Annotated in this window: 27 protein-coding genes and 1 pseudogene; 11 read left to right on the forward strand and 17 right to left on the reverse strand. The window is 43.6% G+C overall.

Going from position 1 to position 23,594, the window contains the following annotated elements; translation table 11 throughout:
• Nucleotides 1–235: 235 nt before the first annotated feature.
• Together LYNGBM3L_RS29540 and LYNGBM3L_RS29545 are read left to right on the forward strand one after the other, a co-directional pair.
• On the forward strand, nucleotides 236–1,018 hold the full coding sequence (locus LYNGBM3L_RS29540) for an SDR family NAD(P)-dependent oxidoreductase (protein ID WP_008190073.1): 783 nt from the start codon (nucleotides 236–238) through the stop codon (nucleotides 1,016–1,018).
• Between the two features lie 416 nt (nucleotides 1,019–1,434).
• A complete protein-coding gene (locus LYNGBM3L_RS29545; protein ID WP_008190074.1) occupies nucleotides 1,435–1,698 on the forward strand; it encodes a hypothetical protein in 264 nt (87 codons plus the stop codon).
• A gap of 171 nt (nucleotides 1,699–1,869) precedes the next feature.
• Here LYNGBM3L_RS29545 and LYNGBM3L_RS39060 read toward each other — a convergent pair whose 3' ends face one another.
• From LYNGBM3L_RS39060 to LYNGBM3L_RS29560, 3 genes are all read right to left on the reverse strand, one after another.
• Nucleotides 1,870–2,100 (reverse strand): hypothetical protein, encoded by a 231-nt coding sequence (locus LYNGBM3L_RS39060; RefSeq protein ID WP_131826869.1) that lies wholly within the window; start codon nucleotides 2,098–2,100, stop codon nucleotides 1,870–1,872.
• A 662-nt stretch (nucleotides 2,101–2,762) separates the two neighbouring features.
• A complete protein-coding gene (locus LYNGBM3L_RS29555; protein WP_008190079.1) occupies nucleotides 2,763–4,583 on the reverse strand; it encodes an ABC transporter ATP-binding protein in 1,821 nt (606 codons plus the stop codon).
• Nucleotides 4,584–4,708: 125 nt separating this feature from the next.
• Nucleotides 4,709–5,929 carry an aldo/keto reductase gene (locus LYNGBM3L_RS29560; RefSeq protein ID WP_044495308.1) on the reverse strand — a complete coding sequence of 407 codons (1,221 nt, stop codon included), beginning with the start codon at nucleotides 5,927–5,929 and terminating at the stop codon, nucleotides 4,709–4,711.
• Nucleotides 5,930–6,255: 326 nt separating this feature from the next.
• Between LYNGBM3L_RS29560 and LYNGBM3L_RS29565 the strand changes: the two genes are divergently transcribed.
• Nucleotides 6,256–6,858, forward strand: a complete 603-nt coding sequence (locus LYNGBM3L_RS29565; protein WP_008190084.1) for a hypothetical protein — start codon at nucleotides 6,256–6,258, stop codon at nucleotides 6,856–6,858.
• Between the two features lie 127 nt (nucleotides 6,859–6,985).
• On the opposite strand, the gene LYNGBM3L_RS29570 is transcribed toward LYNGBM3L_RS29565, so the two are convergent.
• Both LYNGBM3L_RS29570 and LYNGBM3L_RS29575 read right to left on the reverse strand, forming a co-directional pair.
• Nucleotides 6,986–7,486, reverse strand: coding sequence for a hypothetical protein (locus LYNGBM3L_RS29570; RefSeq protein WP_008190086.1), 501 nt, complete (start codon nucleotides 7,484–7,486; stop codon nucleotides 6,986–6,988).
• Nucleotides 7,487–7,933: 447 nt separating this feature from the next.
• Nucleotides 7,934–8,446, reverse strand: coding sequence for a DUF1499 domain-containing protein (locus tag LYNGBM3L_RS29575; protein ID WP_008190088.1), 513 nt, complete (start codon nucleotides 8,444–8,446; stop codon nucleotides 7,934–7,936).
• Between the two features lie 800 nt (nucleotides 8,447–9,246).
• On the opposite strand from LYNGBM3L_RS29575, the gene LYNGBM3L_RS29580 reads away from it, so the two are divergent.
• The gene (locus LYNGBM3L_RS29580) at nucleotides 9,247–10,014 is read left to right on the forward strand and encodes a TdeIII family type II restriction endonuclease (protein WP_008190090.1); all 768 of its coding nucleotides are present in this window, start codon (nucleotides 9,247–9,249) and stop codon (nucleotides 10,012–10,014) included.
• A gap of 78 nt (nucleotides 10,015–10,092) precedes the next feature.
• On the opposite strand, the gene dcm is transcribed toward LYNGBM3L_RS29580, so the two are convergent.
• Together dcm and truB are read right to left on the reverse strand one after the other, a co-directional pair.
• Nucleotides 10,093–11,376 (reverse strand): DNA (cytosine-5-)-methyltransferase, encoded by a 1,284-nt coding sequence (dcm, locus tag LYNGBM3L_RS29585; protein WP_008190092.1) that lies wholly within the window; start codon nucleotides 11,374–11,376, stop codon nucleotides 10,093–10,095.
• Between the two features lie 181 nt (nucleotides 11,377–11,557).
• Nucleotides 11,558–12,448, reverse strand: a complete 891-nt coding sequence (gene truB, locus LYNGBM3L_RS29590; protein ID WP_044495314.1) for a tRNA pseudouridine(55) synthase TruB — start codon at nucleotides 12,446–12,448, stop codon at nucleotides 11,558–11,560.
• Between the two features lie 146 nt (nucleotides 12,449–12,594).
• Here truB and LYNGBM3L_RS42085 point away from each other — a divergent pair, with 146 nt between their 5' ends.
• Nucleotides 12,595–12,795, forward strand: coding sequence for a hypothetical protein (locus LYNGBM3L_RS42085; protein ID WP_131826871.1), 201 nt, complete (start codon nucleotides 12,595–12,597; stop codon nucleotides 12,793–12,795).
• Here the strand turns inward: LYNGBM3L_RS42085 and LYNGBM3L_RS29595 are convergent.
• Both LYNGBM3L_RS29595 and LYNGBM3L_RS29600 read right to left on the reverse strand, forming a co-directional pair.
• Nucleotides 12,767–13,594 carry a DUF8623 domain-containing protein gene (locus LYNGBM3L_RS29595; protein WP_008190095.1) on the reverse strand — a complete coding sequence of 276 codons (828 nt, stop codon included), beginning with the start codon at nucleotides 13,592–13,594 and terminating at the stop codon, nucleotides 12,767–12,769. The genes LYNGBM3L_RS42085 and LYNGBM3L_RS29595 overlap by 29 nt on opposite strands.
• 64 nt (nucleotides 13,595–13,658) lie before the next feature.
• On the reverse strand, nucleotides 13,659–13,889 hold the full coding sequence (locus LYNGBM3L_RS29600) for a hypothetical protein (RefSeq protein ID WP_131826872.1): 231 nt from the start codon (nucleotides 13,887–13,889) through the stop codon (nucleotides 13,659–13,661).
• A 52-nt stretch (nucleotides 13,890–13,941) separates the two neighbouring features.
• Between LYNGBM3L_RS29600 and murG the strand changes: the two genes are divergently transcribed.
• The 6 genes from murG to nblB all read left to right on the forward strand — a co-directional run bounded on the left by murG (nucleotide 13,942) and on the right by nblB (nucleotide 17,723).
• Entirely contained in the window at nucleotides 13,942–14,991 is a 1,050-nt protein-coding gene (murG, locus tag LYNGBM3L_RS29605; RefSeq protein ID WP_008190099.1) for an undecaprenyldiphospho-muramoylpentapeptide beta-N-acetylglucosaminyltransferase, read from the forward strand.
• A gap of 256 nt (nucleotides 14,992–15,247) precedes the next feature.
• Nucleotides 15,248–15,658 carry a Tom37 metaxin N-terminal-like domain-containing protein gene (locus tag LYNGBM3L_RS29610; protein WP_008190102.1) on the forward strand — a complete coding sequence of 137 codons (411 nt, stop codon included), beginning with the start codon at nucleotides 15,248–15,250 and terminating at the stop codon, nucleotides 15,656–15,658.
• Between the two features lie 15 nt (nucleotides 15,659–15,673).
• Nucleotides 15,674–15,973, forward strand: a complete 300-nt coding sequence (locus LYNGBM3L_RS29615; RefSeq protein WP_008190105.1) for a glutathione S-transferase C-terminal domain-containing protein — start codon at nucleotides 15,674–15,676, stop codon at nucleotides 15,971–15,973.
• Between the two features lie 38 nt (nucleotides 15,974–16,011).
• Nucleotides 16,012–16,227: a hypothetical protein gene (locus LYNGBM3L_RS42090; RefSeq protein WP_131826873.1), complete on the forward strand. Its 216-nt coding sequence runs from the start codon at nucleotides 16,012–16,014 to the stop codon at nucleotides 16,225–16,227.
• Between the two features lie 281 nt (nucleotides 16,228–16,508).
• On the forward strand, nucleotides 16,509–16,976 hold the full coding sequence (locus tag LYNGBM3L_RS29620; RefSeq protein WP_008190106.1) for a CBS domain-containing protein: 468 nt from the start codon (nucleotides 16,509–16,511) through the stop codon (nucleotides 16,974–16,976).
• A gap of 84 nt (nucleotides 16,977–17,060) precedes the next feature.
• Nucleotides 17,061–17,723: a phycobilisome degradation protein NblB gene (nblB, locus tag LYNGBM3L_RS29625; RefSeq protein WP_008190108.1), complete on the forward strand. Its 663-nt coding sequence runs from the start codon at nucleotides 17,061–17,063 to the stop codon at nucleotides 17,721–17,723.
• 113 nt (nucleotides 17,724–17,836) lie between these two features.
• Here the strand turns inward: nblB and LYNGBM3L_RS29630 are convergent, their stop codons facing one another.
• The 8 genes and pseudogenes from LYNGBM3L_RS29630 to LYNGBM3L_RS48025 form a co-directional block, all read right to left on the reverse strand.
• Complete coding sequence (locus LYNGBM3L_RS29630) at nucleotides 17,837–18,595, reverse strand: HEAT repeat domain-containing protein (protein WP_008190110.1); 759 nt, start codon at nucleotides 18,593–18,595, stop codon at nucleotides 17,837–17,839.
• Between the two features lie 45 nt (nucleotides 18,596–18,640).
• On the reverse strand, nucleotides 18,641–19,150 hold the full coding sequence (locus LYNGBM3L_RS29635; RefSeq protein ID WP_008190112.1) for a GNAT family N-acetyltransferase: 510 nt from the start codon (nucleotides 19,148–19,150) through the stop codon (nucleotides 18,641–18,643).
• A complete protein-coding gene (locus LYNGBM3L_RS29640) occupies nucleotides 19,143–19,346 on the reverse strand; it encodes a DUF8624 family small hydrophobic protein (protein WP_008190114.1) in 204 nt (67 codons plus the stop codon). The genes LYNGBM3L_RS29635 and LYNGBM3L_RS29640 overlap by 8 nt, the downstream gene beginning before the upstream one ends.
• A 105-nt stretch (nucleotides 19,347–19,451) precedes the next feature.
• On the reverse strand, nucleotides 19,452–19,694 hold the full coding sequence (locus LYNGBM3L_RS39065; RefSeq protein ID WP_044495321.1) for a hypothetical protein: 243 nt from the start codon (nucleotides 19,692–19,694) through the stop codon (nucleotides 19,452–19,454).
• A 74-nt stretch (nucleotides 19,695–19,768) separates the two neighbouring features.
• Nucleotides 19,769–21,208, reverse strand: a complete 1,440-nt coding sequence (locus tag LYNGBM3L_RS29650; protein ID WP_008190118.1) for an alpha/beta hydrolase family protein — start codon at nucleotides 21,206–21,208, stop codon at nucleotides 19,769–19,771.
• Nucleotides 21,209–21,724: 516 nt separating this feature from the next.
• Nucleotides 21,725–22,585: a DUF1350 family protein gene (locus LYNGBM3L_RS29655; protein WP_008190120.1), complete on the reverse strand. Its 861-nt coding sequence runs from the start codon at nucleotides 22,583–22,585 to the stop codon at nucleotides 21,725–21,727.
• A gap of 317 nt (nucleotides 22,586–22,902) precedes the next feature.
• Nucleotides 22,903–23,106, reverse strand: coding sequence for a hypothetical protein (locus LYNGBM3L_RS48020; RefSeq protein WP_008190122.1), 204 nt, complete (start codon nucleotides 23,104–23,106; stop codon nucleotides 22,903–22,905).
• 26 nt (nucleotides 23,107–23,132) lie between these two features.
• Nucleotides 23,133–23,594: pseudogene (locus LYNGBM3L_RS48025) on the reverse strand (hypothetical protein); the annotation flags it as partial.

The raw sequence follows: 23,594 nt of genomic DNA on the forward strand, positions 1-23,594 counted from the left end.
GCGCTACGCGCACGCTACTTGAGGTGCTATCAGCCATTAGCTATCAGCCATTGGCTAAGCTACTTGAGGTGCTTTTGAATAAAATAAGCTGACCGCTAACCGCTGACCGCTGACCGCTGACCGCTGACCGCTGACCGCTGACCGCTGACAGCTAATCAAGGAATAATTTTTTTTATTCCAATATCTACCTTCTAGTAGGTAACTAAAATAAAATCAATCAATTAAGGAGATAATCATGACACAAGCATTTGCGGGACAAAAAATCATTGTTGTTGGTGGCACCAGTGGTATGGGTAAAGCGGTTGCTCAATTAATTCTTCAGCAGGGTGGTGCTGCGGTTTTAATTGGCTCACGTCAGCCTAAACTGGAAGAAGCAGTAACGGAACTTAGTCACTATGGAACGGTAGTTGGTGAGTTAGCTAATATCTCTGATCCAGAGATGAGAAATGCTTTAATTGATCGTTTAAATGTCAATCATAGTGATGCCACATTACTAGTCAATGCAGCAGGAGTGTTTCTCCCTAAACCGTTCATTGAGTATGAAGAAAAGGATTATGACCTCTATTTGGATATTAATAAAGGAACCTTTTTCATCACTCAGGGGATTGTCAAAAATATGATTAAGAATGGCAAGGCTGGTGCGATCGTTAATATTGGCTCGATGTGGGCGAAACAAGCGATAGAAGCTACTCCGTCTTCTGCCTATTCTATGGCTAAAGCTGGTTTACATTCCCTAACCCAACATTTAGCAATGGAACTAGCCAACTATAATATTCGAGTTAATGGGGTATCTCCTGCGGTAGTAGAAACTCCCATTTACGAAGGTTTCATCCCCAAAGAACAAGTCCATTCTGCCCTAGAAGGATTCAATAGTTTCCATCCCATTGGCAGAGTAGGAAAACCTACAGATATTGCTGAAGCTGTGGTTTATCTACTTTCTGAGAAAGCCAGTTGGGTGACTGGCGCGGTCTGGGATGTAGATGGTGGTGTGATGGCTGGACGCAATCAGTATAACTAGGCTTAATAAGGGTGCATCTCATATTTATAAAAAAAGGGGAGATGGGGAGATAAGGAGATCAGGAGATCAGGAGATAAGGAGATAGGGAGATCAGGAGATAGGGAGATCAGGAGATAGGGAGATGGGCAGATTTTTATTAAGGGTATAATTGATAATTAATCTAGGTAAAAGTAAAGTAAAAAAAGCGATAGCGTAGCGGCTATTTCAGAGGCTATCTTAATATTTATTACCTCTTAAAAAAGTTTTTACCTCTCCCCACACTCTTCTTATTTATTTCCTATAACCATACTTCAAAATTTCCTCACAATATTATAATATTCTGACACTTTTATACCTATTTTATTAAAAACAAATATAAAACCTCTTGACAAAAATAATTATAATAATTATGATTATAATATGCAAACGAATTCAAGTTGTTAATCAGGTTTACAGACTTTGTTCCGAATCCTGACAATAATCCAGAGTATCTAATTCCGGGGAATACTTCTCAGATTTTTTTCGGGAAGAAAGAACCGGTTGAGCACAGGCTTAAGGGCTCCCGTAAGGCAGTAATGAATACTATCTATTCCCTGTATACCCAGGGCTACGCACAACTTTATGAGTGGACTCCTCTTGAGCCGAGTGGCATTCCTGGAGAAGTGATTAGTACTTTGACCAGGTACCTAATTCTGGATTAAGATTTTAAGCAGCTGGGGGGTTTTCCCCCTAGCTATAAGACCAGGTCTAATCAAGTAGGATAAGGATTGGACTGGTCATGGAACAAAGTCACATAACATAAGTAGTGAAATCGACTTACTGTGGATTTCCGCCAGCCGTGGAAATAATTTCTACGGCTATTTTTTTTATGGTTAGCAGAAGGTTAGCAGGTTGAAGGTTAGCAGGTTGAAGGTTAGAAGGTTTAAGGTTAGGAGTTTGTTCGCGAAGCGTGGCCTTTTGGCCAAGGTTAGGATGTTGAAGGTTAGAAGGTTGAAGGTTAAAAGGTTGAAGGTTAGCAGGTTTAAGGTTAGGATGTTGTTCGCGAAGCGTGGCCTTTTGGCCAAGGTTAGCAGGTTGTTCGCGAAGCGTGGCCTTTTGGCCAAGGTTTACTGTTGAAGGTGATCAGAATCTACATTCCGCACTTCAAAATCTAGTATCAAAGAAATCTAAAAAAGACTCCCAACTAATGACTAACCACAATCCTAAATTACTGGAAAGCAAAATAGCAGAAGTCAAGCGGCTCCTTAAAGAGAGGATTCAACTACACGTAAACGATCCCAGAGTCACCGATTACGGGGAAAATTAACCGAGGTAATTGGTTCGGATCTTATAACGGCTAAGGCTATACTCAATGCCTGTGACCAAGAGGAGCTGTTCTGGGTCAGTGAAGTCTTCGAGGATATCTCTGCCAAGCTTCAATCCCGCTCCTTTGTACTATTCTTGATGGAACTGGATGAGAAATACCCAGACATACATATGGAAGGAGAAATCAAGTACGCCAAATTAGTCATTGGTTGGAAAGACTCTTAACATGCATAAAGTGCGCCTTAGCCTGTAGGTTTGGTTGAGGTACCAAACCCAACATTTGCACTAGCTTTGTTGGGTTTAATTAATTACAAAGCGTCAGTAGTCAGGGGCGAAATTTGAAGAAGGTGGGTTACGGTGCGGATAAAAACTGATTGGTAATTCCTCAAAATCATGGCCGCACCTAACCCACCCTACGAACTTAATAAAAATCTCCCCATCTCCCCATCTCCCCACACTCCTATTTCTTCACTCCAGACTGCACCCGCCACAGCATGGCATAAATTCCCTGTTGCTCTAACAACTTTTCATGTCGTCCTTGCTCTACTAATTTGCCTTGGTCGATTACATAAATACAATCAGCATTGCGGACTGTGGACAACCGATGAGCGATCGCAATGGTTGTGCGATTTTGGGTAATCTTTTCTAGGGAGCGCTGAATGGCGGCTTCGGTTTCATTATCAACGGCGGAGGTGGCTTCATCTAGAATCAAGATTGGGGGGTCTTTCAATAGTGCTCGTGCGATCGCAATTCGTTGCTGTTGTCCTCCAGATAGTTTCTGACCCCGCTCTCCCACAATGGTGTCATAGCCTTGGGGCAGCTCCATGATAAATTCATGGGCTTCTGCGGTCTTAGCGGCAGCAACTATTTCCTCGGTGGTGGCATCAAAGGTGCCATAGGTGATATTCTCTTCTACTGTGCCGTGGAATAAAAATACATCCTGGCTAACTAGACCAATGGCATGGCGTAAGTCTTTGAGCTTGAGCTGTCTGATGTCAATTCCATCAAGGGTTATCGAACCTGCTTGGATTTCGTATAGTCTTAATAACAGTTTCACTAAGGTACTTTTACCAGACCCTGTGGAACCTACTATCGCGATAGTCTCAGTGGCTGGAATGTGGAGGGAGAGATTTTCTACCACAGGGGGGCGATCACGGTAGGCAAATGTAACATTATTTAATACCAATTCCCCCTTAACCTCGGACCTAGGCAATGGTGTATCGCCAGAGTGCATGGCAATTGGGGTATCCAGCAGATTCATTACCCTAGTGGTGGATGCCATGGCTCGTTGATACTGATCGAGGGTGTTACCCAGTCGAGTTAATGGCCACAGCAAGCGCTGAGTCATGAACACTAAGACACTGTAGGTGCCTACAGCTAGTTCCCCGGCTGCTGCGGACTTACCACCGTAGAGCAGAATTCCGGTAAACCCAAATAGGATTAACATCCGAATCAAAGGGACAAAGGCAGCAGAAAATGCGATCGCTTTCTGGTTAGTGTACTGATACCCTAGACTTTGTCTCTCAATCCGCTTAGTTTCATACTCTTCCGCTGTAAAGCTTTTAATGGTAGTAATCCCAGTTAGATTATTCGCTAACTGTCCATTGAGTAACCCTACCTTTTCCCGCACTGCTGCATAACGAGGAGCAAGCAGACGTTGAAAGGTAATCGAACCCCAGAGGATAAAGGGGATAGGGATCACAGTTATCCATGCCACATTGGGAGCCAGGATAAAGAAGCCCGCACTGACAATAATAATGGTTGTGGATATCTGGAGAATTTCGTTGGCACCAATATCCAGAAAGCGTTCTAGTTGGTTGATATCATCACTCAGGATAGACATCAATCCCCCTGTACTACTATCTTCAAAATACGCTAGTTCCAAGGATTGCAGATGAGAGTAAGCATCTAGGCGCAATTCGTGTTGAATGGTTTGAGCCAGATTCCGCCACAATCGTTCGTAAGCATATTGAAAGGCAGATTCCAATCCCCAAACAATAAAGCTCAGGAATGCCAGCAATACCAGTTGGCTAAAGATATCCGTTACTCCTAGATGGGCAATCAAGGAATCTTGTTGTTTGACCACCACATCCACTGCCATCCCGATCAAGACCGGAGGGGCTAGGTCAAAGATTTTGTTGAGGATTGAGCATGCGATCGCTTTCCAGATTAGGGAACGATGGGGCTGAGCGTAACCAATCAGCCGCTGGAGGGGAGAGTTAGAATGCTTACGCTGATTTGGTTTTGACGTTAACCTTGAATTGAAAACGGTAATTAACACGACTTGGCAAGAATTAGAGGATTTTAGCAAAAGTGAGATACACCCTGCTAGAATACCCTAGTCGATTATCCAGGAGAGAAGTGTTTACTATATAACTCAGGTTTTGGGATACCAGTTCATTCCCTCTAGCTCCATACTTGCTTTGTGCGGGACTTGCCGCCCCCCAAGTCGCGAGACAACTTTTGAACCGGTTCACCTGCCAAGCGTTGATGGGCATCGTCTAAAAGAGCAGGAATTTTATCCGCGTGAGGGCTATGGCGCAAACAGTCGCTTAAATCAATTTCCTTGATATTTTCAGCCCTAGTACCGGGATGCCAGAAATCGGCATAGCCAAGGAGGTTGTACCGCATTTTTGCATATTCAACCAGGTCATAGGCGATCGCCAGATTTCTTAACCACAGAATCATCGGTATATTAATCCCTTTGGGAGTTTTATGATGAGGAGGCAAACCAATATGCCAGGTACGCCACCACTCTTCTCCCAAACGAGCGATCGCCGCCTTCTCCAAACGCTCCACAATGGGTGGTAAAATTTCCTCTGCCCGATCTAACAAATCCAATACCTGAACATGTGCGTCAAAATCCGACGGCCGTGCAGCCCCCAAACTCAGCGTCTTGACCTGATGATGCCTCAGACAAAACAGATCGTTAAACATCATAGGATGAAGGGGATGGCACAATTCTACCAAACGCTTGGGTGGAGTATGCAACATTCCCCCTTTATCCGAGGGGCTAATAATAAATACCCCCATGTCATGACGATCGGCAGCTTCGATGGCTGGCCAGTTGAATTGATTGATGTAGTACCAGTGCAGGTTAACGTAGTCAAAGCGATCGGTTTCAATGGTTTTAACAATTAGCTCGGTTGGAGCATGAGTTGCAAAGCCGATATATCGAGCCTTTCCTTGTTTTTGTAGCTCCCGCGCCCGATCTAGGCACCCTCCGGGACACAAGCTATCTTTGAAGGCTTGGGGATCATTGATTCCATGTAGGGTCAGCAGGTCAAGATAGTCTACCTGCAAAAGAGATAAAGATTTTTCAACTTGACGCTGAAATTCTTGGGAATCTGAAATGGGGGTAATTTTCGTTTGAATTAGCACTTGGTCTCTAGGTAACTTAGAAAGCGCCCATCCCAACTGCATTTCAGAGGTTCCATAGGTACGACTTGTTTCAAAATGATTAATTCCCACTTCGAGGGAACGACGAATAATAGCTTCTAAATTTATCTGATTTTTTTCGGGAATTTCTGAGGGAGAAAGCTCATCCCAGGTGCAGTGAAACCGCATGCCGCCGCAGGAAAAAACGGGCATTTGCAACTCAGTTCGCCCAAATCTTCGATATTTCATCACTCGCTACTCAATTTCAATTCTTATAATTAAAAGATTTGGCATCCTTACCAGTATAGTTCATAACGATATCAGCCTAAGCGCAAGAAAAAATGGCTCATAATATGCATTGGACTAGATATCGGTTGATCGTGGATCGAAACCCCTATAATCTCGTAGGACTTTAGAAGCAACAGAGTTAATTTGTTAATAGTTTCTCGGTTTTTGTATCAATAAGCCTAGGCTTATTGATGCTTGGGCTTACCCGTGAGGGATATACTTTATTTTTTAATCAACAGACTCTAACTATAATATCCCTAGACTATAATTCATCAACAAACTAACCATTGAATACTCCTAGCCACGCCATTATTAACCTTGCTGTTTTGAATCACCAGGCTCAAATTCAGGCAGCTTTACCCATTACAATTGGTGCTATCTTACCCGATGCACCAATTTTTATCCTTTATATCTGGGCAAAATTAATTCGTCGTCAACCAGAGTCCCAGATTTGGTCACAAACCTACGAATTACCCTTTTGGCAAAACCTTGTTGCTACCTTTCATTCCCTGCCCCTAGCCCTGTGTGGAGTGATGATCAGCCATTACTGGGGATGGCAACTTTGGGAAATTCTTTGTTGGAGTATGATACTGCACTCCTTATTAGATTTACCAGTTCACAACGATGATGCTCACCGGCACTTTTTTCCTGTTAGTAACTATCGTTTTATTAGTCCTTTCTCTTACTGGGACCCCAAGCATCATGGTTATACCGTATCCACAGTGGAAAAATTGTTGGTGTTAGTAGCAACAATTTTTACTTTCTCTATAATTCACTCTTGGATAGGTAAAAGCTTACTAATTGTTGTGAATGTGTTGTACCTGATAGCATTTTTATATTTAGTTAAGTCCAAAGTCGTAGAATTGCTATATCCATCAATTAGTAGTTAATCTACCCAAAAAATATATCCCACATTCCTCACGAAGTGAAGAATGTGGGTTCAGATTCAAACGGTAAGCAATAGCCTACCCTAGGTAATCAAAATTCCACTAATGCCTAGTGCCTAGGGCCTAGTGCTTAGTAGCCGATGTACAACTTGCCAGTATTATTGTCGATTACAAGAGTTTTCAAATCTGCACTAGCAGGAGCAGTAGAAGCATCAGGAAGCTCAGTGATATGAATGGTAATTGGATTATTTGAAGTAGAGTGGATTTTCAGAGGGCGATTCTTAGTATCGATATTATTGATATTGTCGTATGCTCCTACAATCATGTACCTTGTAGGATCTCCATTTACACCAAAGTCAACACGTGGTCCTGTACCTGTAGCTCCAGAGTGAGAGAATCCTGCATAAGCATTGGCTGGGGATGCAGCACCAACTAAGGTAAAACATACCAACAATAACGAAACGAAAAGAGATGCAACCTTTTTCATGATGATTTTCTCGGTTTTTTTGATGGCGTACCTAACGGTAATTCTTACCAGTTCGGCTTCGCCGAAAACTATATATTGGGATATATCCAGAAATAGTTTTGGGAGTATTTCGATGCCACCACTGGTTAGATAATTAACCGCCAAAACCAGACTATACCATCAAAGCCTAGAGAGTATGTCAAGTTAATAATAAATTAACTATTGGTTAATTAAACTTTAAAATTTAGTTATTTTAAATAGATGTAGGGTGGGCAGTGCTTTAGACAGATAAAATAAGCAAGTAAATCCCGTTGCTAGGCACTGCCCACCAACGGGATTGTAATAAGTAATAATTAAAGTAAATCATTAACCATTACCAAAAAAATTAGGAATGATTAATCTTAGTATTAGACCTTTTGCCCAAGTAGTTTAAAGTTAAGCATTCAGCTATCAGGTATCAGCCATCAGCCATCAGCTATCAGCTATCAACCATCAGCCATCAGCTATCAGCTATCAGCTATTGGCCTATGGCCAATGGCTTTTCCCCACACTTTCAATTTTATTATAAGCTGTCAGCTGACAACTGACAGCTGACAGCTGAATACTTACAAGTTAGCTCAATTCCGCTCGAATTGTTTCCACCCGTTTCCGATTAACTCCCAAATCGGATTTTCCTAAACGGGAGGCGGAGCGAACATGGATTACCTTAGCACTGTCATCCAACAAAAATTCTACATCATCCACAAACCCCATTAAAGGAGTAGTGAATTGTGCGTAAAGATAGTTGTCTGTTTCTTCAATAATTTGTGTTCGTTCTAGGTTTTGGATCACAGTTTTTAGCTTAGCTATTGCTTCGGTAGGGGTTGAGTTGTAAGCTAAAGGTTCAATACCATGCTCGGCATCTTGGCTATAGCTGCTGACACAGTTAGGGCTATTTGGGCAAGGTGCTAATTGCCCTGAGGACTGAATCCCAATATTGGTGGGTTGTTTTCCTGGAAATTTCATCAACGATTCTCCTGAAAGGGCAAAGGTAGATCCTATGGCAACAATAGCGACTAATACTAACGATATTAATACTACTAGTATTAGTCTCAAGGGTGATAGTTTTTGGCTTTGTACAGTCATAAAGCGTTTGTATCTGGGTTATCAACACAATTGCTGAAAAAGGCAATATAAGCATTCAGCAGTCAGCCGTCAGCCGTGAGCTAAAAGCTCACGCTACGCGAACAGCTTTGTGGCACAGGCTTCTAGTTTGTGGCACAGGCTTCAACGCTGTGACATAACTCAGATTAAACTTTTGCTGACCTGTTTTATTCAAAAGCTGATAGCTGATAGCTGATAGCTGAATGCTTACTAGGCAATATCGGAAAGAGGTCTGGAGTTTGATTGGACAATAAAACAAGACCTCCTAGGTTTACATCTCAAATACAAACACTATAGTGTATTAGTGTGTCTGTATTATTAATATCATATTTGGTTTTGGTTGACTAATTATCCTATTGACTGACAAAACTCCGTAAGCATTCAGCCGTCAGCTATCAGCCTTGGCCTTTGGCTGATAGCTGATAGCACATCAAGTAGCGTGCGCGTAGCGCATAAGCTGATAGCTGACAAAACTCCTAAAACCATTGATGTGACGTAGGAAGCGGTGGAGGGGTAGTGAAGCCCAACAAAACCCTTGCCAGGGTTGGATTTCACTTAAAAGTAACAATTCGATTAATAGCATAACTAATACATCAATTTACTAGTACACTCAGATCAAATGCATAGGGCAAACACCCTCACCACTGCTGTCACCTGGTCTTGCTGGAGAGGCTCTGGATTGTTAATCATTAGCAGACGCTCTAGGGTGCATTGGTGCTCGATTCCTAGTCAGAAGAGATTGTAAGCTGGTTAAAGCGTTGTGTGATAAATAGGGGTCAACTGTGAAGGAAGCCACTAAGCTACAAATCAAAAACCTACTAACGAAAAAAATCAATGAAAAGCTCGACAGATACGCTTCTGAATCAGAATATAAACCATTTGTTGAAGCAATATTTACTAAAGAAAAAATAGTACTCGCATCTAGAATGCATTCACTATATACCTCTTTCGGGATGTCTATCTACGAACAAATTGCCCTAATTTTAGCTGAAAGTGCTGGGTACCAGGTAGAAACACAATATGATTTGTTGGGAGGTATAGACAGAGACACTGAAACCATCATCGATCAAATTTGCTCAGAAATAGAAAAGGAAGAAAGACTGCCTGATAAGACGAATGAAATAAATTTAATTAGGAATAGTATTAAGCCAGTAGAGCCTCAAGCAGACCAAGATAAAAGGGTAGATGTTTTTATTACCAAGCAGAATGGCGAGGAACTATATATAGATATAACTACTGTCAAACCAAACCGAAAAGAGTTTCGGTCACTCAAAAGAAAAATGCTTCGTTGGTGTGCATTACGGTTTAGCCAAAATCTCGATGCTAATGTAAGGACTTGTATTGGCATACCTTACAACCCATATTACCCTAATGATTATCAACGTTGGACTGCTAAAGTTTGTGATGTCAAAAATGAATTATTAATTCAAAATGATTTGTGGAAGGAATTCGCTGGTGAAGATGTCTTTTTAGAACTTCTTGAAATATTTCAAGAAGTTGGTAAAGAGTTAAGGGATAAAATATCAATTTTTTTGGAAGGACGTTTTTGAGTTACAGTCCAATTATCGCTCCTTTTATATCAGCAATAAAACCAAGGTTAGTCAGACTAAGTGGTTCAGCATTTTTAACTATATTGGTAACGATAACTGAATAGCTTTGTCTTGTTCTCTGTGTTCGATTACCATCGTTTCTGAATCGAATTTCCCTTGCAACATCGCAATCAGACATTCTCCAATGCGGTAAGCCAAATTAACAGGGACCGCATTACCGATTTGTCTGTACCTCGATGATAGAGAACCGGTAAATTCCCAATCATCGGGGAAGCTCTGAATACGTGCATATTCCCTAACTGTCAACGGTCGTGTTTCTTCAGGATGACACCGCTCGGTCTGTTTTTGAGCTGGGTTACAGGTTAGAGTAAGGGAAGGTTCTTGCCAAGAAAGCCGCCTAGCCATACCGGTTTTGCCGCCACCGAGATAGAAACTCTTTTTCATATACTCTTTTTGAAGCTCTATTGGTAAGTTCCGCCAATAACCTCCTGGTGGTATTAACTCCATAATTTCTCTCTTGCGGGGAGGGTATTTTGCTCCTATTGATTTAGGGCAATCTTTGAGCACCTCCCTCAGGGAAATAGTGTAGTCCTTTTCCTTAGGAAATATTGCGTTTAGGTCTAAGTCTTTTCTGACCGCAATGATAATTACCCTCTCTCGCTTTTGGGCGACATCTAGAAACTGCGCTCTGAGCAACTTATAGGTAGGGTTGTAGCCTAAATCCTCTAAGGTTCGCAGCATGGTGGATAAGGTTCTGCCTTGGTCATGTTGGATCAGACCTCTAACGTTTTCAAGCACTGCTATTTTTGGCTGTACTTCCTTGACGCATCGTGCAAACTCAAAAAAGAGCGTCCCTCTAGTATCGTCAAAACCTTTACCTAGACCGGCATAGCTGAAAGCTTGGCAGGGCACCCCACCAGCCACAATATCTACATTGTCTTTGTAATTGGTAAAATCAACGTTGGCTATATCCTCAGGTATGATTTCCCAGGAAGGTCTATTCAGCTTCAGAGTGTTTACGCAGTCTTTATCAATCTCCACCAGCAGCTTGGTGGTTAAGCCAGCATTCTCAAAACCCAGTGCCATGCCTCCACACCCAGCAAATAACTCGATTACTCTGAAGCTAGTGGGTTTGCTCTTTAGAACACGAAACTCAACCCCAGTAGCTAGCCCTTGATACTTTCTTTGAATTCGTTTTAACTCTTCAATATCAAAAAAGCGGTAGTTTCGTTCAGACCGCTTTGCCCTCAGCAGCTTTTTCTTTTCCCACCTACGTATGGTATCGGAGGAGACACCCAAGATTTCAGCAGCTTCCTGAACCGTAACTAGGTCTTGAACAGTGCCAGATTTAGTGTTTGCCATACCCAATACGCTCTAATATAACCGTTGCATAATGCAATGGTTACAAAAAACGGGATACAGATCAACTAAATTCCTGAATTACTTTATCCGCCCCCCGCTCCTTTGGTTACGACCTAAACCTAGAACAGCTAATGATATAGCTAGTTACTATGTAAGTCCTGTTCGATTCAATCAACTACCATCAAACAAAAACCATTTGAGGAGCCAGCAATACCCCAGAGGTTGAGGATATCACCTTACCAATACCCAAAAAACTGCCATCTTCGTGATACACTTGCAAAGGAATTGTGGGAGTTTCAAGAGTATCATCCCCAGAGATACGCTGTCCCAAACACCAGCGACGGGCTTGATCAGCGGACAAGGTTACAGAGGGTAAGTGCCCCAAACCTACACTAGGGGACACTGGCTGGAATAGGCTTTGTTCCAGCTGTTCGGTCAATTCTTCTAATGTCAGACTATCGGCTAAATCAAAGCCACTGCTGCGAGTACGAGTCAGAGCGGCTAGCACACCACCGGTTTCAAGGGCATCTCCTAAATCCCGGGCTATGGAGCGAATATAGGTGCCAGGACCACATGCGATCGCTAAATCAATTTCCGGAAATTCCCCCCCACGCCAATCTAAAACCTCGATCTTCTCAACCTCTACAGTTCGTTCTGGTACCTCTACCACTTCACCAGCTCTGGCTAAATCATACAGCCGTTTACCCTTGATCTGAATAGCGCTATACATTGGTGGCACTTGCTGAATCTTGCCCTCAAACTGTTTCAACAAACCCTTGACCAACTCCAGAGTCAACTGGGCTGCAGACTGAGTAGCAATCACCTCTCCTTCCAAATCATCAGTAGTTGTCCTCACTCCCAGTCTCACCGTAGCCTTGTAGGCTTTATCCTGCTGCATATACTGCAAAAGTCGGGTTGCCTTTCCCAGAGCTATCGGTAAAACCCCGGTAGCAGCTGGGTCAAGGGTCCCGCCATGGCCTACTCGCTTCAGCCGTAGCAGACGCCGCACTTTAGCAACGCAATCGTGGGATGTCCAACCTGCTGGTTTGTTTAAGTTTAGAAATCCTTGCACAATACTCAGATTTTGCACCAAGTTTAAAATTTATCTGTAAAGGTAGGGAATCGGGAATCGGGAATCGGGAATCGGGAATCGGGAATCGGGAATCGGGAATAGTAATAAGATTTGATTCTATCTTGATGCACTAGCTCATGGGAAGCATGGCTGTTTTATTTTCCTACTCCCTACTCCCTACTCCCTACTCCCTACTCCCTACTCCCTACTCCCTACTCCCTACTCCCGATTCCCTACTCCCTCGGTGCGCTTTCCGTAGGCGAATTAAATTCGCCACGGGTCGCACCGCTCCCGACTCCCTACTCCCTTCAAACCTAATTACTCAACCACATGTAACCGTCGAGTAATCATAATCATGCCATCCCCCCGAATTAATATAGCTGAAATCCAGCGGTCTTCTGGTAACAGTGGGGCTCGGCCAATCTTAAAAATTCCACCGGCAGCCAAAGATTCCAGGTCAACCTCCGTGGGATTAGTATAGCGCTGTGACCTGACTGATTCTTCTATAGCCACTCCCAGCAGCAAATCATCTCCGAGGGGTTCCTGGACAATGGCATCAAAATTAAATCGCTGACCAATACGCACTTGTTCTGGTAACTTCACCGTTACCTTGGGAGGATTAGCTCCTGATGTGATTTGGGAACGCTCTGCCAAAATGGTGGAATAGACAATTTTTTGGTTTTCAAAGCGCTGACGCGATCGCAAAGTCGATTCAAATTTGGTCTTACTAGCATCCTGTTGGTTACTAGTAATATAAGTCACAGTTTCTGCCACGATCGCGTTGCCCTCTTGCTGCCAATCCGTCAGTTCCGTGCGGTAATTCAACACAGGGTAGCGCTGCCACAATTGAAGCAACGCTTCTCCCATCACATCCCGACTTAAGCCATCGGAGTTAGCAAAATTAGCGCTATAGAATTCCAGCAACCCTTCAACATCCTTGCCATTAGCGAAGCGATCAATTTGGCTGAGGGTATCTTTAAGCTGAGGCGGTGCGGTTTCCGGGCTATCTGCTTGGGCTTTCAGAGGAGAGCCGAGGGTCAACCCTACCGTTAATAGTACAAATACTGACCAGTCCAAAGAAATAGACTTGACTTTAGTAGTAAAAGATTGGGATAGTCGTTGCAGTAAGGTGGCTGGATTGGTCATTGGTAATCGTTAACTGGTAACTGGTAACTGGTAACTGGTAACTGGTAATTCTGGTAACTAGTAATTAGTAATTGATCATTGGTGATTGGAGAAAGGGTAATCCCTTGGATTCACCAATGATACCAAATCTAGTTTGATAACCTATGTCTAGCTTGTAGGGTGGGCAAAAACAGTTTGATTTTTTTGAGTACTCTAGAGTATATGACTTTGCCCACCCTACTTTAATTGGTATTTTTTTTCTTCCCGATTCCCGACTCCCGATTCCCGATTCCCGATTCCCATTAACCCAAGACAAAAGCCCCTCACCCAATTGATCAAGGAGACCTATAGCCGTGTCTAAGTCACCCATGCGATTGCTGATTGCCGCCAGTGGTACGGGGGGACATATATTTCCCGCCCTCGCAGTAGCCCAACACTTACCCAATTACACTATCGAGTGGCTTGGTGTTCCTGACCGCATTGAAAATGAGTTGCTACCACCAGACTATCCCCTGCACACCATTGCCGTAGAAGGTTTTCAACAACGCTTCGGTCTCGGTACTCTGCGCATCTTCACTCGCCTGGTCAGTTCAATTTGGCAAGTGCGGCAACTGCTGAGAGAAGGTAAATTTGATGGTGTCTTCACCACTGGGGGTTACATCGCTGGACCTGCAATTATGGCAGCACGGTTGCAGGGTCTACCTACTATTATACATGAATCTAACGCCATTCCCGGAAAAGTAACCCGGTGGCTGAGTCCCTTTTGCAATACCGTAGCCATAGGGTTTGAAGCCGCTTCCAAGTACCTACCCCGGATTAAAACTGTAACCGTTGGTACACCAGTGCGGGATAGTTTTCAACAGAGTCAATCCCTGGAACTCCCGATTCCACCAGAGGTACCCTTGATTGTGGTGGTTGGGGGTTCCCAAGGAGCAGTGGCAGTGAATAAACTAGTGCGCCAATGTGCTCCCGTCTGGTTTGAAGCTGGTGCTTGGATTGTTCATTTAACTGGAGAACAAGACCCAGAGGCTAACACCCTTAGCCATCCTCAGTACCTGTCTATGCCCTTTTATGACCAGATGGCACCATTACTGCAACGGGCCAATTTAGCCATTAGCCGTGCTGGTGCTGGAACCTTAACTGAGCTAGCCATAACTGAAACACCAGCCATTCTGATTCCCTACCCTTATGCAGCGGAAGACCATCAAGCTTTCAATGCAGCTAGCTTTAAGGATTCTGGTGCTGCTTTAGTATTTCGTCAAGACCAGTTGACTCACGAAACGTTAGAACAGGAGGTGCTGGCTTTACTCAAGTCTCCAACTAGGTTAGAAGAGATGAAACAAAAAACAGCTAGTCTTGCGATTAGAGATAGTGGAAAGCGTTTAGCCTCTCTAGTTCGTGAGTTAGTTGAAAAATAAAATATGAAAGGAGAACTATGATCTCATGTCAATCAAGCTTTACCTTGACTTTAAATATTAATAGTTTCAGAGGTTTGATTAAATACCTAAAAATTGCTCAAACCGAATAAGAACAATAAAATAATTGCAAAAAAGTCAAAAAAATAATGTAGAATAGCTTCGAGTTGTTGATTCGATAATGACTAGATTGATTTATTATTATTTTGCCCTTATAATAGTTATTGCTTAAGCGTAATATCGAACCAAATTTACTGTGATGATAACTTTGTATAAGGCACCACCTTTATGGGGATTACCGAGCATTAGTCCACCCTGTATTAAATTGGAAACTTGGCTGCGTATAGCTAATATTGCTTACGATATCGAGATTACTAAGGACTTTACTAAAGCTCCCAAAGGCAAAATTCCGTTTATAGAATATAAAGGAGAACTCATCGGTGACTCCACCATAATTATCGAGATGCTTAAGGAAAAAGAGGGCATAGATCCTGATCGGGATTTGACCTCAACAGAAAAAGCAATCTCCTTAGCTTTTCGGCGGATGCTGAAAGAAAATACTTATTGGGGAGAGATGTATATTCGTTATAACATTGAAGATAACTGGCAATTATTCAAACAAACATTAACGACTCTCTACTTTGCTGGGAGCTCGACACCAGAATCGTAACAGTTTTTACAACAGGTGCGAAATTCCCTTTCTAATCAGATTTATCAACAGGGACTGGGTCGTCACTCCGAGAAGGAAATTTCTCAAATTATTAATGCTGAGTTTCAAGCCCTGTCTGATTATTTAGCAGATAAACCATTTTTTATGGGGGAGAGACCGACCACTTTAGATGCAACGGCTTATGGTTATATTGCAAACATGATTTTACCTCCTTTCAAGAGTCTGATTATTGATCGGGTATCTCAATTTAACAATATCTGTCAATATTGTGAACGGATGAAACAGGCGTTTTTTCCAGATTATTTGCCTTCTTAATCCAGAAAAATTTCTAGGAGATGTGGTAATTGCCTTAAATGTCAAGTAATCACAATAGCGATCGCATTTTCAATTTACGGGTCGCACCTGTGGAATGGGCATCAGCCGTGGAACTGGCATCTTGCGTAGAACTGGCATCTTGCGTAGAACTGGCATCTTGCCAGTTTCCTCCTTATTTTCGGGCGGGCAGGATGCCCACTCTACTCCTATTCAGCGCGAAGACTGACGCAACGCCAGAAAAACGGCTGCTTTAGCAATATCGACTGGTGAACCAAAAGGTCCTGGGATGAGGCGATTATTGACCTACTTGGCAACGGATTGCAGTTGTTCTGGTGTTCAACCAAGATCTGACCAGAGGGGTGTTTCGATTCGCCCTGGGGCAATAGAATTAACGCGGAGCTTTTGGGGAGCGAGTTCAACGGTCAAAGCTTAATCAACCATAAAGTTTTCAGACTTCTGTCACCTTCTAGACTAAGGCAGTGGGAGAATAGAGTTATCACCAGCTAAACCATTCAAAACCCTTAAAAACCCAACTATGGCTAAAACCGTTGCTGAAGTCATGACCCGTGACCCGATCGTGGTGCAGCCCGAAACACCGATTAAGGAAGTGATCAAAATTATTGCTGAACAAAGCATCAGTGGCTTGCCAGTGGTTAACGAAGCAGGCAAATTGGTGGGAGTGATTTCAGAAACTGACTTGCTGTGGCAGGAGACAGGAGTAGAACCGCCAGTCTATATCATGTTTCTCGACAGCGTGATTTACTTAGAAAATCCTGCCCGTTATGACCAAGAACTCCATAAAGCACTTGGACAAACCGCTGGGGAAGTAATGACTGGTCATCCCATGAGCATCAAACCGGATCAACCCTTACGGAAAGCGGCTAAGTTGATGCAGGAAAAATCAATCCACCATTTACCAGTAACAGATGAAGCGGAGCAAGTGATTGGAATTCTGAGCTCTGGGGATATTGTCCGCGCTATGGCAGCTGAGTTAAAGAATTAAGGGAACTGTTCTATCTCAAATAGTGTTCACGCTGAACAAATAACATGGTAAGTTGAGTTTTGGCTAGATATTGAGCAATTACCCATGACCGTTACTCGTGAATCTGTCCAAGAGCTGCTGAATTCAACGGATTTTGGCCAGCGCATTAGTGGATTAAACCAACTACGCCAGCTGGAACCATCGGTGGCGTTTGAGCTAATTCAACCCTTGGTTAACGATAACAATGTTCGGATTCGATATGGGGCAGTCAGCCAGCTCGATACCTTGGGTGATCAAGATTTAACCGTATCTTTGACCCTATTACGCGATCGCCTTTTGAATGATCCAGAACCAGATGTTCAGGCAGCAGCAGCGGATTCCTTGAGTGCCTTGAAGCTCACCGAAGCCTATGATGATTTAGAGCAAACCTATCACCAAACCACTGAGTGGATCATTAAATTTAGTATTATAGCTGCCTTAGGGGAACTAGGTGAACCCCGTTCATTTCAACTTTTAGAAGACGCTCTCAAATCCGATATCAGTTTAATCCAAACCGCCGCCATTAGTTCCTTAGGAGAATTGGGAGATCCCCGGGCTGTGCCTCTGTTGATTCCCTTTGCCACTAATTCCGATTGGCAAATTCGTTACCGGTTAGTACAAGCACTAGTTAATCTGGGAGGAGAAGAGGCTAGGGCAGTCCTAGAAACATTAGCTAATGACAGTGTTGAGCAGGTGGCTAGTGTAGCGCAAGAGGGGCTACAAGCATAAGGGAATAGGGAGAAGAGTGTGGGGAGAGGCGGGAGTGTGGGAAGTGTGGGAAGTGTGGGAAGTGTGGGAAGTGTAGGAAGTGTGGGAAGTGCCCAACGCAATAACAAACCCAATTACAAAAACCCTTCCATCTCGATCATTTCAATCATCTGAAGTCCACGGGGGTCTCCCACTTTCAAGAGGGCAGCTTTGGCGTCTTCTTGTACCCCTAGGTCTTGATCATCAGCAAATGCTTCAATTAAGGCATCAATAGCACCAGCGTAAACCGCATTGGAGGGCAATTCCCGACACAGTTGCCCGATAGACCAAGCACAATTACTGCGCACTGCTGCTACTGGGTCTTTCCTTAAAGCAGTAATTAAGGGCGGAATCGATGCGATTACTTCTTCATAATCTAACTCTGCCATTTGCGCCAGAGCACTAGCTGCCCACAAACGCACTGCAGGAATATCCGTTTTTAGGGAATCAATTAGAGACGCTAAAGCACGGCGATCGCGACAGTTCCCCAATGCCCAGACAACCCCTTTACGGACATAACCGTTCCAATCTTGGTTAAGTTGGTCAATCAAGGGCTTTACTGCCGTGGGACTGGGATTGCGCCCTAGACCATAGGCAGCACTTACCCGCACTAAGGGACAAACATCATTTAACAGGTTAATCAGATCGGGAATTGCCCGCTCATCTTGCAACTCACAAAAAGCACGAGCTGCTAGCATCCGTTGCTGGCTTTCCGGTGCCGTTAACAGAGCCAGCATTTCCTCTGGATCAGGTTTGGGAGCTTCTAACTCATCTTCAATCGGCTCTATGTCATCTAAAGGGCTTTCTAGTAAAGCCGTATTATCCAGTAAACTTAGATCATCATCTTCATACATGCCTGATAACCTACCTTATCTTGCCTGATTCTACCAGTTTCTTAATTAGTATTGTCTGTGCAATGGTTTAACCATCCACAGAGATTGGGTTCTAAAACCCAGTCCGTGGTAAAGGTTCAAAGCGACTTGATTCGATTGAAACACCTGTAGTCCAATTTGGCGATCGCCTCTTGCCCTTGCCCTAGCTTCAGCCTGCTGCATCAGTGCTGAACCAATGCCTTGACGGCGGTGTGCTGGCATGACGTACAGTAAAAAAATATAGGTATAGCGATCGCCATTTACCTGATCAACCCCATTTCCCATCCACAGACAACCAACTGGCAAGGGATGAGTTACGATAGAGCCTTTCCTAGAAACGTTCCCATCCGCTACTGTAACCCACCACAGCGGGGTTTCTCTGGAAAAGTACTGTTTAACAGTCCTCGCCAGGTGAGAAAAATCATTTTGTTCTGGGAAAAGCTCTTGGTAAGTTAATTCCATGAACTTCACCAAAATTGCCCGTTCTCGTACCGTTCCCAGGCGTAGCTGGTACCGTGCTAACAATGGCTTACTCACCAGTGTTCCCAGAATTTTGGTTAACAACCAACTGAGCCGATACTGGTGCTTGAATGCTGGCAGCGTCAAACTCTTCAATCGGTGCAGGGGCTAGCATATCGTTCGGTAAAAAGATCCGAGAACTGACTGCCAATAGGGCAATTAAGAAGCCTAGTAATGCCAGTAGGGGAGCAATGTACTGACGAAATATAGCCATGAATTTAATGGTTCGTTGATTTTAACAATTCTTTACTTTCTCCATCTTACAACAATGGCAAAGCTTTTAGCGGTTGAACGCGATCGCGTGGCCTTTTGGCCAAGGTTATTTGGTTGAAGGTTGAAGGTTGACGGTTGGGGGTTGGAGGTTGGAGGTTGGAGGTTGGAGGTTGGAGGTTGAAGGTTGGAGGTTGCAGGTTGAAGGTTGGAGGTTGGAGGTTGGAGGTTGGAGGTTGAAGGTTGGAGGTTGCAGGTTGAAGGTTGCAGGTTTAAGGTTGTAGGTTAACAGTTGACGGTTGACCAACCTATGGAAGACAGGCTTATGGGTAAGAGTTTGAAGGGGTGACAAGCCGAGTCACCCTCAGACAGGGAAAGCGTTACAGCTATCGCAGTCCCTACTCAAATAGTGAAAAATTCCTTGGCTTATTGAGAATAAACAGGTAACCCAACTTTTGTCCCTATCCAATAGGCAACTCCAAGCAACAAGATAATCCCAAAAATCAATGCTAGTTTTGTCAGAAGGTTGCCACAATTCTTAGATGGAGTTGGTTGTACCTGAAAATGAGGGGTATGGAGATGATCAAGAAGGTCTTCTGGCGTTGTCTCCCCCGCAAATATCTTATCAGCACCAGGCCAAACATAGTCTATGTTATAAGCATTGGGTCCATTTTTGACGCCACCGAAATGTTTGAACAAGCCATCACCATAGTATTGAGTAGAGGTTACTGCCTGATTGTGAAATGCTACCAGTTGAGGCTCCGCCTGATCATTAGAATATGAGAAATAAATAGCCTTTTGCTCGCTATTGATAGCGTCATAATTGGAACACTTACCACCAACCCATTCAGACGGTGGAACCAACTCATCGGAGTTACCATGCAAAATTGCCACAGGTTCCGTCAGACTTTCACCCGTATTTTTAATCTTGATAGGATTCTTAACAAATGGAACGCAAAACAACTTCAAGATACAAATGACAAATTTGGGAATCCCATTCTCTGTGCTTGGAGTCGGATCCGCCACTACAATTTTCTTGGGAAAAAATCGACTCTCGGGCGAATTTACCTCCAAATGAAAAGGTAAACTTAGGGCAATTAACCCTCCCAAAGAATGACCAAAGGCAAAAGTATCTGGCTGATTCTGATCATTCCAATGTAAATATTGGTCCTGCTGCGACAGATACTCCCAGGCATCATTCGTGCAGGTGATCGCCTTCTCTAGGCATTCCTCAGGAGAATGGACTAAACTCAATGCTACTGTGGATAACAGATGAATTAAATTATTACTATACTCCCGCCGAAACCAACTAAGAATCATTAATAGAATAGTAATAACGATCATAGCTCGGGCTACTCTGCGCAATTCAAAAGCGCTGAATTCCGATAATTCGCCTTTTACAGCTAGATCGCCCCGTTCGTAAGCCTCAAACTCGGAAAGTATGGAGTCAATATTGTCTGTTGTTAATGAGGGAGTATTAATTGAAGAGTTAGCATTGGCTAACGTATCGGCTGACAATTTAGCCAAAGATCGCCATTTCTGCAAATAAGGGAAAGATTGTTTAGAGGGGGTAGGACCTTGAGGTGGAGTATTGGGATAAAAACTGTGTTGATAATCGGGGAAAAACACAATATATCCCTTTTTTACTAACTCAATGAGGTGAGCTTCATAAAAAGAGGGCATACACAGAGCAAATCCATGTAAATAAATAATGGCTTTCAGCTTTGTTTCAGTATTTTTGGCTTCCTCTGGAACATACACTCGGATAAAATTAGCGCTGAGGTGGCAACCATGTTGATACACATCATATCCTTTCTCAGATGGCACATGGACACATTGCCAAGATTGGGATAAAGAGTTTGACATTTAATGGTAATCCTACAATTGTGATAAATATTATACCAAGGAAAAGCAAATGGTAGCACAATTAGATTTAACTTAGGAAAAATAGAAGCAAATTTCGAGTTACCCCAGCACAAACATTCTGTCCCCAATTTGATTCAACCGTCCCTTCTTGATACAAAGCACGAGTGGGGGAAACTCCCTTTGGGCGACTGCATCACTACCAACTTTTCAAGCTCGTGATCTTTCCCTACACCCTACCCCCCTTCCCTTTCAAGGGTATGTTTTTTACAAAGACGTCAGGTGTGGGGTGTGGGGTGTGGGGTGTGGGGTGTGGGGGATAAGAAAATGTACTTAATTTGTCGCTATTGCATCAAGACAATGACTAACAATTCGTGATTCGGCCTTCGAGGATGGTTAGATAAATTTGGCCAAAATCCCGACTATTCGTCCAAAATTACCCCCATATCCCCATATCCCCACACTTCCCACACTTCCCATACTCTTCCACCTGTTCCCTGTTCCCTATTCCCTGTTCCCTTAGACTCGCTCGGCTAGTTTTGTGATCACTTGAATCACGGTATCCGCAAGTTGATCATTTCCCCGGAGCCAACCGAGGGGAGTTAGATGCTTACCGGGAAGTTTCTCATCAATGAGAAGTTTATTGCCTAAATTCTCCTCTAGCCAACGCACCGTTCCAGCTTGTTGAGCAATCTTATCCTTACTGAAGCTAATCAAAGCAGTAAGATTAAATAAACGGCTATTTTTGATCAAGCAATAGGTTTGTTCGGGTGTGGGTAACACCCCGAAACCAAGTCTGTCTACTAAATCAGCTATGAATGGAACAGGAACCGCACTACTGGTACCGCTAATAACAGGAGCCATTAATACAGATGGTTGATTGATCAAAGAAATATATTTTAGCTCAGCATCTCTGAGGCTATCTTCAATCTGCTTCTCTTGATCTTTCCCCACACAATCTCCCAGAATTTCCTGAAGTTTTTTGGACTCCAAATCACTTAAAAGTTCCAAGAGTGCGATATATTTTGTTCCTAGGCTGTGACCTAACCAAAAATAATTGCTCCCTCTGGCAGAGGAGTCTTGTTGATAGATACTGTACTCATAGCCCAATTTTTTTGCTTCTTCCAAAATTCCCTGGAATAGGGTTTTTTCTTCTTTGACCAAACCAATTGCTACAGGCCAATGGCGGAAGGTAAATCTAAACGGTCTGGCAACAACGGTATAACCTGATTCAAATAATCGCTTGGCGATATATCGGTAGAAAATTGTCGGAAAACTTCCGAAAAACGCACCACCAATTAACTGAACAACACCTATCGGCTTGGGATGGATAGCAACCCAAGCAAAGGGAATTGGTCTAAATTTAAATTCGGCATTCATGGCAGTAAGCTCTTTTAGGATAACTAAGTTGCAGGTTGCAGGTTAAAGGTTAGAGGTTGAAGGTTACAGGTTAGAGGTTGAAGGTTAAAGGTTAGAGGTTGAAGGTTACAGGTTAGAGGTTACAGGTTACAGGTTAGAGGTTGAAGGTTACAGGTTGAAGGTTGCAGGTTGCAGGTTTAAGGTTGCAGGTTTAAGGTTACAGGTTGCAGGTTGCAGGTTGCAGGTTGCAGGTTGCAGCTTGAAGGTTAGAGGTTGAAGGTTACAGGTTAGAGGTTACAGGTTACAGGTTAGAGCTTAGAGGTTACAGGTTACAGCTTTCAGGTTATTAACCCTTCAACCTTGGCCAAAGGCCACGCTACGCGAACAACATTAAAACCAAGCTTGGCCAAAGGCCACGCTACGCGAACAACCTTGGCCAAAGGCCACGCTACGCGAACAACCTTCAACCCAACCTTGGCCAAAGGCCACGCTACGCGAACAACCTTGGCCAAAGGCCACGCTACGCGAACAACCTTCAACATTCAACCTTCAACATTCAACCCCACCTTCAACCTTCAACCCAACCTTCAACCTTCGTTGTCTTTTCACCTGAGCCGAGTTGGGCACGAACAAACTGTGTCCGCCGCTCAGTTAATAGCAAACTCAGAGCCATGACGAATTCAGAGGCACTACCGACAAGGGTCCCAACTCGAGAAATCGGTACAGCATTGCCAATTAGGGCAACCAAGGTTCCCACAAATAGCCATGGCCATTTCAGCCTTACCCAGATGCCGATACCAATCAGCAGCACGAACAAATTGACCAAAATTGTTACAATTGGTGGAGCACTCACTTCCGCTACTGTGTAGCGCAAGGTGCCAGCAAAGGTGACTGGAACCAATTCTAGGCCAACAAACTGGGTCGCCACTTCAAACCCACCCAGTCCTAGGGCAAGCACCCAGGAGAAAACTCGTACAATTGTATTAGCCCAAACTGCTCCAGCGCGGTGAGCTAGCTCAACAGCAATTAC

Origin of the sequence: Moorena producens 3L, from assembly GCF_000211815.1 — a bacterium.
In the GTDB taxonomy this organism is placed as follows: Bacteria; Cyanobacteriota; Cyanobacteriia; order Cyanobacteriales; family Coleofasciculaceae; genus Moorena; species Moorena producens.

Bases quoted from the DNA above. Each gene is read 5' to 3' on its own strand.
- LYNGBM3L_RS29540 (WP_008190073.1), top strand. From the start codon at position 236: ATGACACAAGCATTTGCGGGACAAAAAATCATTGTTGTTGGTGGCACC.
- LYNGBM3L_RS29560 (WP_044495308.1), bottom strand. From the start codon at position 5,929: ATGAAATATCGAAGATTTGGGCGAACTGAGTTGCAAATGCCCGTTTTT.
- LYNGBM3L_RS29575 (WP_008190088.1), bottom strand. From the start codon at position 8,446: ATGACTGTACAAAGCCAAAAACTATCACCCTTGAGACTAATACTAGTA.
- dcm (WP_008190092.1), bottom strand. From the start codon at position 11,376: ATGGCAAACACTAAATCTGGCACTGTTCAAGACCTAGTTACGGTTCAG.
- LYNGBM3L_RS42085 (WP_131826871.1), top strand. From the start codon at position 12,595: ATGGCTGTTTTATTTTCCTACTCCCTACTCCCTACTCCCTACTCCCTA.
- LYNGBM3L_RS29595 (WP_008190095.1), bottom strand. From the start codon at position 13,594: ATGACCAATCCAGCCACCTTACTGCAACGACTATCCCAATCTTTTACT.
- murG (WP_008190099.1), top strand. From the start codon at position 13,942: ATGCGATTGCTGATTGCCGCCAGTGGTACGGGGGGACATATATTTCCC.
- LYNGBM3L_RS29610 (WP_008190102.1), top strand. From the start codon at position 15,248: ATGATAACTTTGTATAAGGCACCACCTTTATGGGGATTACCGAGCATT.
- LYNGBM3L_RS42090 (WP_131826873.1), top strand. From the start codon at position 16,012: ATGTCAAGTAATCACAATAGCGATCGCATTTTCAATTTACGGGTCGCA.
- LYNGBM3L_RS29620 (WP_008190106.1), top strand. From the start codon at position 16,509: ATGGCTAAAACCGTTGCTGAAGTCATGACCCGTGACCCGATCGTGGTG.
- nblB (WP_008190108.1), top strand. From the start codon at position 17,061: ATGACCGTTACTCGTGAATCTGTCCAAGAGCTGCTGAATTCAACGGAT.
- LYNGBM3L_RS29630 (WP_008190110.1), bottom strand. From the start codon at position 18,595: ATGTATGAAGATGATGATCTAAGTTTACTGGATAATACGGCTTTACTA.
- LYNGBM3L_RS29640 (WP_008190114.1), bottom strand. From the start codon at position 19,346: ATGGCTATATTTCGTCAGTACATTGCTCCCCTACTGGCATTACTAGGC.
- LYNGBM3L_RS29650 (WP_008190118.1), bottom strand. From the start codon at position 21,208: ATGTCAAACTCTTTATCCCAATCTTGGCAATGTGTCCATGTGCCATCT.
- LYNGBM3L_RS29655 (WP_008190120.1), bottom strand. From the start codon at position 22,585: ATGAATGCCGAATTTAAATTTAGACCAATTCCCTTTGCTTGGGTTGCT.
- LYNGBM3L_RS48020 (WP_008190122.1), bottom strand. From the start codon at position 23,106: ATGTTGAAGGTTGTTCGCGTAGCGTGGCCTTTGGCCAAGGTTGTTCGC.